The sequence below is a fragment of the Stenotrophomonas cyclobalanopsidis genome, from assembly GCF_008710035.1.
Classification (GTDB): domain Bacteria; phylum Pseudomonadota; class Gammaproteobacteria; order Xanthomonadales; family Xanthomonadaceae; genus Stenotrophomonas; species Stenotrophomonas cyclobalanopsidis.
In genome coordinates this window covers 46,510-52,504 of sequence record NZ_VYKI01000023.1, presented here as the reverse complement: position 1 = coordinate 52,504, position 5,995 = coordinate 46,510, and the positions used below count along the sequence as shown (strand labels likewise).

Here is a 5,995-nt window from a genome sequence, read left to right as displayed (position 1 = left end):
CCCATCCCGAACTCGGAAGTGAAACGCAGCTGCGCCGATGGTAGTGTGGCTCAAGCCATGCGAGAGTAGGTCATCGCCAGGGTTTATACCCAAAAACCCCGCTGCTTGCGCAGCGGGGTTTTTTCTTATTAAGTGAAGGCATCGCTTTTCCGGGTACCTTCCGCCCCAAGGGCAAGATCGCGAGCTGGCGCTGCAAGCGCTGCTGCAACCGTCTCCCTGGTGAAATCAGCGCTGTGGAACCACCCGATCCCATCCCGAACTCGGAAGTGAAACGCAGCTGCGCCGATGGTAGTGTGGCTCAAGCCATGCGAGAGTAGGTCATCGCCAGGGTTTACACCCAAAACCCCGCTGCTGACGCAGCGGGGTTTTTCTTTGCGCGCAGATCAGTGCGGTTGCGTGGATGTGCCACCCCACTGCACACAAAAAAGCGGCGCCCTTACGGGCGCCGCTTTGACCTCAACGCTGTTCAGTCGAGCAAGCTCGACTCTACTTTGCTGCGGCCGCAGCCTTGTTCTTCATCATCTCGTCGCGGGCGGCCTTGAAGGGATTGCCTTCGTACCAGTTCGGCCAGCGATCGCCGCCTGCCAGTTCCTTGCCCACGCCGTACATCAGTTCCAGGTCTTCCACGGTGCCATCCAGCTTCCAGGTGGAGGCATCGAACTCATCCTTCGGCCCGTGGTAACGGTTGTTGCCGTAATCGGCAGCCGCCTTGCGGCCCGCTTCGACGCCGCCGTCGCGCAGGTCCTCGCCACCGTCGGCATACAGCGCCGGCACGCCGGCCTTGGCGAAGTTGAAGTGGTCCGAGCGGAAGTAGAAGCCACTCTGCACCGAGGTCTCGCCGTGCAGGGTGCGGTCCTGGGCGGCCGCCAGCGGCTTGAGGATGTCCTCCAGCTCGGAACTGCCGAAACCGGTGACCGTCACGTCCTTGGCACGGCCGGCCACCGACATCGCGTCGATGTTGATCACGCCGGCAATCTTGTCCAGCGGGAAGGTCGGGTGGGCCACGTAGTACTTGGAACCCAGCAGGCCGGACTCTTCCAGGGTCACGGCCAGGAACACCACCGAGCGCTCCGGCTTCGGATCCTGGTGGGCCATGGCTTCGGCCACTTCGAGGATGCCGGCCACGCCGGTCGCGTTGTCGACAGCACCGTTGTAGATGTTGTCGCCTTCCTCGCCCTCATGCTTGCCCAGGTGGTCCCAATGGGCCATGTACAGCACGGCTTCGTCGGCACGCTTGCTGCCCGGCAGCACGCCCACCACGTTGCGCGACTGCTTCTGCGCGATCCTGCTCTTCAGGTCGACCGCAGCGGTGGCCTTCAGCGGCACCGGCTTGAAGCCGCGCTTGCTGGCGTCCTTGTAGGCCTGCGCCAGGTCCAGGCCGGCCCCGGCGAACAGCGCCTTGGCGGCGTCCGCACTCAGCCAGCCCTGCACCGGGATGCGCGCTTCCGGATCATCCTTGGCCGGCAGGTCGTACTGCGGGCCGGCCCAGGAGTTCTTCACCACGTCCCAGCCATAGGAAGCACCGGCGGTGTCGTGCACGATCAGCGCGGCGGCGGCACCCTTGCGGGCGGCCTCCTCGAACTTGTAGGTCCAGCGCCCGTAATAGGTCATGCGCTTGCCGTCGAACAGCGTCTCGTCGCCGACATGGAAGCCCGGGTCGTTGACGAACATCACGACCGTCTTGCCCTTCCAGTCCTGGCCGGCGTAGTCGTTCCACTTCTGCTCCGGCGCATCCACGCCATAGCCGACGAACACCAGGTCACTGGCATCGACCTTCACTTCGGCCTCGCCGGTACGGGTGCCCACCACCATGTCGGTGCCGAACTTCAGCTCGGTGGTCTTGCCGCCCTGGGTGATCTTCAGCACGGTCGACGCGTCGGCCGTGGTCTCGGTCATCGGCACGTCCTGGAACCAGCTGTCACCGTTGCCCGGCTGCAGGCCGATGCGCTGCATCTGGTCGCGGATGTAGTTGACCGTCAGCTCTTCGCCCTTGCTGCCCGGGGCGCGGCCTTCGAATTCGTCCGAAGCCAGCGTCTTGACCATCTCGCTGAAGTCGGCGGCGTTGATGCTGGGCGAGAAGGTGTGGGCTGCCGGCGTGGCCGCAGCATCGGGGCTGGCGGCAGGCGCCGGCGTGGATGTGTCTTCGCCTTTGCAGGCGCTGAGCGCGGCCGCGGCGGCCAGGCACAGGAGGAGTTTGCGGGGCATCGTCGTTTCCTGGATACACGAGGGATGGCCACGCCGGGCGCGGCCGGTGAAGGGGAGCATTCCCCGTATTGCAGCGCCGGGGACTCAGTCCGCCGGCGCGGTATCGGTGTCGAACGGGATCGGCTCGGCACCGGTGACCGGCCCGACGCGTGCGGTGCGGTGCACGTACAGCACCACCTCGCGTTCGAACAGCAGCGGGCCCTCGACCACGGCGTTGGGGCCGATGATCACGCGCGGCTTGCGGCTGGCGGTGAGCGAAACGCTGAAGTTGGGCTTGCGCACGCGCAGGCCGCCACCGACCTGCGAGCCGATGCCCACGGTGATGTCACCGTTGACCGTTTCCACGTCCTTGCGCACGCGGCTGTTGACCAGGCCGATGCCACCGTTGACCGTTTCCACGCCGCCTTCGATCTGGCTGCCGTGGTCGCTGAAGATGCTGCCGTTGACCGTGCTGACATCGCCCTGGGCGATGACTTCACGGCCCAGGCGCACGCTGCCGTTGACCGTCTCGATGCTGCCGGTGCGGGCGCGGTCGGCCACGGTGACACCGCCGTTGACGGTGTCGATACTGCCGGTTTCCACGCCATCACCCACGCGGATGCCGCCGTTGACGGTGTCCAGCTTGCCGTAGCGCTGGCCCGGGTCGGCGCTGATGCTGCCGTTGACCTTGCTGATGTTGTCCTGCGCGCCAAGCGGGCCGGCGACCAGCAGTGCGCCCAACAGCAGCGCAATGGAGAGCGTTTTCATGGGGGACCTCGTTGTTGTGCGGCTGGCAGGCCGCGTGCGTTGATGTCACCATTCCCCGGCACCCCCTGCAACTGCCTGAAGTCACTGGAAAGCCCTTGCGCAACACCGTCTTCCCCTCACGCCGACATCACACCGCCGCTGCCCGCGCCGGGCGTTGCCTGTTGCTGGGGCTGGCATTGGCGCTGGCCGCTCCCCTGCCGGGCAGCGCGCAGACCGCCTCCACCCGCGAGGCCGAGCGCAAGCTGCAGAAGCTGCGCACTGAACTGAAGGGCGTGGCGCAGGAGCGCCGGCAGATCGAGGGCCAGCGCGGCCAGGCCTCACGGCAGCTGCGCGATGCAGATGAAAAGGTCGCCCGCAGCGGCCGGGCACTGGCCCAGACCGAAACCGCGCTGCGTGAGCAGAGCCAGGCGCTGGCCGAAGCCGAACAGCGCCGCGCCACCCTGCAGGCCAACCTGGCCCAGCAGAACCGCGAGCTGGCCGGGCTGCTGCGCGCGGCCTACCAGCTGGGCAACCATGCCCCGCTGAAGCTGCTGCTGTCGCAGGATACGGTGGCCGATGCCAACCGTGCCCTGGCGTACCACCGCTACCTGCAGCGCGAGCGCGCGCAGCGCATTGCGACCCTTACCGGCGACCTGAAGGAGCTGGAGACGCTGCAGGCGCAGATCGCCGAGCGCAGACAGACCCTGCAGGGCGCGCAGCGCGACCAGAAGCAGCAGGCGGCCTCGCTGGCGGCCGATCGCCGCGATCGTGCACAGACCGTGGCCTCGCTGGAAGAACGGTTCAAGGACCGCCGCGAAAAGGAACAGGCACTCGGCCAGGATGCCAAGGCGCTGGAAACGCTGCTGGCCAACCTGCGTGCGGCCGCCGCCCGCGCCGAGGCCGAACGCCGTGCCGCCGCGCGCAAAGCTGCCGCCGAAAAGGCCGCGGCCGAGAAGGCCGCACGCCAGGCCAAGGCCGAGGGACGCCCGCCGCCGCCGACCAAGGTGCCGCCGGCCGTGGCTTCCGCGCCTGCGCCGAAGGTGGGCGGGCTGGGCTGGCCGCTGTCGGGCAACCTGCTGGCCCGCTATGGCGCCAAGCTGCCCGACGGGCGCACCAGCAGCGGCGTGCTGATCGGCGCACCGGCCGGCAGCACCGTCACCGCCGTGGCCGATGGCACCGTGGTGTTCTCCGACTGGATGACCGGCTACGGGATGATCCTGATCGTCGACCACGGCAACGGCTACATGAGCCTGTACGCACACAACGACACCCTGCTGAAGGATGCGGGCGCGCGCGTGAGCCGTGGCGACGCCGTGGCCAAGGTCGGCAATTCCGGTGGCCAGGGCGTGACCGCGCTGTACTTCGAGCTGCGCCGCGGCGGGCAACCGGTCAACCCGGACAGCTGGCTGCAGCGGCGCTGAATCGACGCTGCTGCGACCAGGCCGGATTCAACGGGAATTTAGCCACGCTTCGCGCATAATCGGGGCATGTGCCTTGGGCACGATGCCACCGTCGACAGGAGTGATCCATGCGCGCAGCCCGTACCGCCACCCTCTTGCTGGCCCTGATGCCAGCGCTGTCCTGGGCGCAGCAGACTGCGCCGGCCGCCACCGATACCTCCGGCCAGGCAGCGAGCAACGAGGAGGCGGTGACCTCGAAGGTGCCGCTGGAAGACATCCGTCGTTTCGTCTCGGTCTACAACGCCGTCCGCGCGGCCTATGTCGATCCGGTGGATGACAACAAGCTGATGCAGTCGGCCGTGCGCGGCCTGCTGCTGGATCTCGATCCGCACAGCACCTACTTCAACAAGGAGGACGCCGAGGCCTTCGACGAGCAGGCCAACGGTGCCTACGAAGGCATCGGCGTGGAGCTGCAGCAGCAGCCCGACAACGCCAGCATGAAGGTCATTTCGCCGATCGACGACACGCCGGCGGCCAAGGCCGGCATCCTCGCTGGTGACCTGATCATCGCCATCGACGGCAAGCCGATCAGTGCCATCGATGCCAGCGAACCGCTGCGTGGCCCGGCCGGCAGCAAGGTGGTGCTGACCATCGTGCGCGACGGCAAGCCCAAGCCATTCGATGTCAGCCTGACCCGGCAGACCATCCGCGTGACCAGCGTGAAGAGCCGCATGCTCGAACCGGGCTACGGCTACATCCGCCTGAGCACGTTCCAGGCCGATACCGGCTCTGACTTCCAGAAGCACGTGCAGCAGCTGCAGAAGCAGGCCGGTGGCCAGCTCAAGGGCCTGGTGCTGGATCTGCGCAGCAACCCGGGTGGCCTGCTGACTGCCGCAGTGCAGGTGGCCGATGACCTGCTCGACAAGGGCAACATCGTCAGCACCCGCGGCCGCATCAGCATCAGCGATGCGCGCTTCGATGCGACGCCGGGCGACCTGCTGAAGGGCGCACCGGTGGTGGTGCTGGCCGACGCGGGTTCGGCCAGTGCGTCCGAAGTGCTGGCCGGTGCGCTGCGCGACAACAAGCGTGCGCGCGTGGTCGGCAGCCGGACCTTCGGCAAGGGCTCGGTGCAGACCGTGCTGCCGCTGGACAACGGCGATTCGGTCAAGCTGACCACCGCGCGCTATTACACGCCCAGCGGCAAGTCGATCCAGGCCACCGGCATCGTGCCCGACGTGGAACTGAAGCCGGCGCCAACGCCGGAGCAGGATGCGCTGCCGGCCAGCCTGAGCGATTACAGCGAGGCGACCCTGCCGGGCCACCTGCGCGGTGACGACGAAGGTACCGAGGGCTACCGCGCCGGTGCGGTGCTGCCGGGCGACGCCCCGATCAACGATGCCCTGGCCGAACTGAAGAACCCCGGTTCGGTGGCCACGCGGCTGAAGGCGGAAGCGGCCAAGGCCGAGGCGGCAAAGCCGGCGCCGAAGCCTGAGGCGAACTCAGAGCCGAAGCCCGAACCGAAGCCCGCGGCCAAGCCGGCCGAAACCCCGGCCAAGCCCTGAGGTAGCGCCGGGCGATGCCCGGCGACGAGCTGCAGTGGGGGGGGGGGGGGGGGGGGCGCCGGGGGGGGGGGGGGGGGGGGGGGGGGAGCGGGGGGGTGTGGA

At 68.0% G+C, this 5,995-nt stretch carries 4 protein-coding genes and 2 rRNA genes; 4 read left to right on the top strand and 2 right to left on the bottom strand.

All coding sequences use genetic code 11. From position 1 onward, the window contains the following. Together rrf (FJU31_RS19655) and rrf (FJU31_RS15260) are read left to right on the top strand one after the other, a co-directional pair. Positions 1-82, top strand: a 5S ribosomal RNA gene (rrf, locus tag FJU31_RS19655); the annotation flags it as partial. A 133-nt stretch (positions 83-215) separates the two neighbouring features. Continuing rightward, positions 216-330 (top strand): 5S ribosomal RNA (gene rrf, locus FJU31_RS15260). A 156-nt stretch (positions 331-486) separates the two neighbouring features. Here rrf (FJU31_RS15260) and FJU31_RS15255 read toward each other — a convergent pair. Together FJU31_RS15255 and FJU31_RS15250 are read right to left on the bottom strand one after the other, a co-directional pair. Then, positions 487-2,205, bottom strand: coding sequence for a M28 family metallopeptidase (locus tag FJU31_RS15255; protein ID WP_150455497.1), 1,719 nt, complete (start codon positions 2,203-2,205; stop codon positions 487-489). A gap of 84 nt (positions 2,206-2,289) precedes the next feature. Beyond that, positions 2,290-2,952 carry a DUF4097 family beta strand repeat-containing protein gene (locus FJU31_RS15250; protein ID WP_150455496.1) on the bottom strand — a complete coding sequence of 221 codons (663 nt, stop codon included), beginning with the start codon at positions 2,950-2,952 and terminating at the stop codon, positions 2,290-2,292. Positions 2,953-3,047: 95 nt separating this feature from the next. On the opposite strand from FJU31_RS15250, the gene FJU31_RS15245 reads away from it, so the two are divergent. Together FJU31_RS15245 and FJU31_RS15240 are read left to right on the top strand one after the other, a co-directional pair. Further along, positions 3,048-4,352 (top strand): murein hydrolase activator EnvC family protein, encoded by a 1,305-nt coding sequence (locus tag FJU31_RS15245; protein ID WP_150455495.1) that lies wholly within the window; start codon positions 3,048-3,050, stop codon positions 4,350-4,352. 107 nt (positions 4,353-4,459) lie between these two features. Further along, complete coding sequence (locus FJU31_RS15240; protein ID WP_150455494.1) at positions 4,460-5,893, top strand: S41 family peptidase; 1,434 nt, start codon at positions 4,460-4,462, stop codon at positions 5,891-5,893. Positions 5,894-5,995 lie beyond the last annotated feature (102 nt).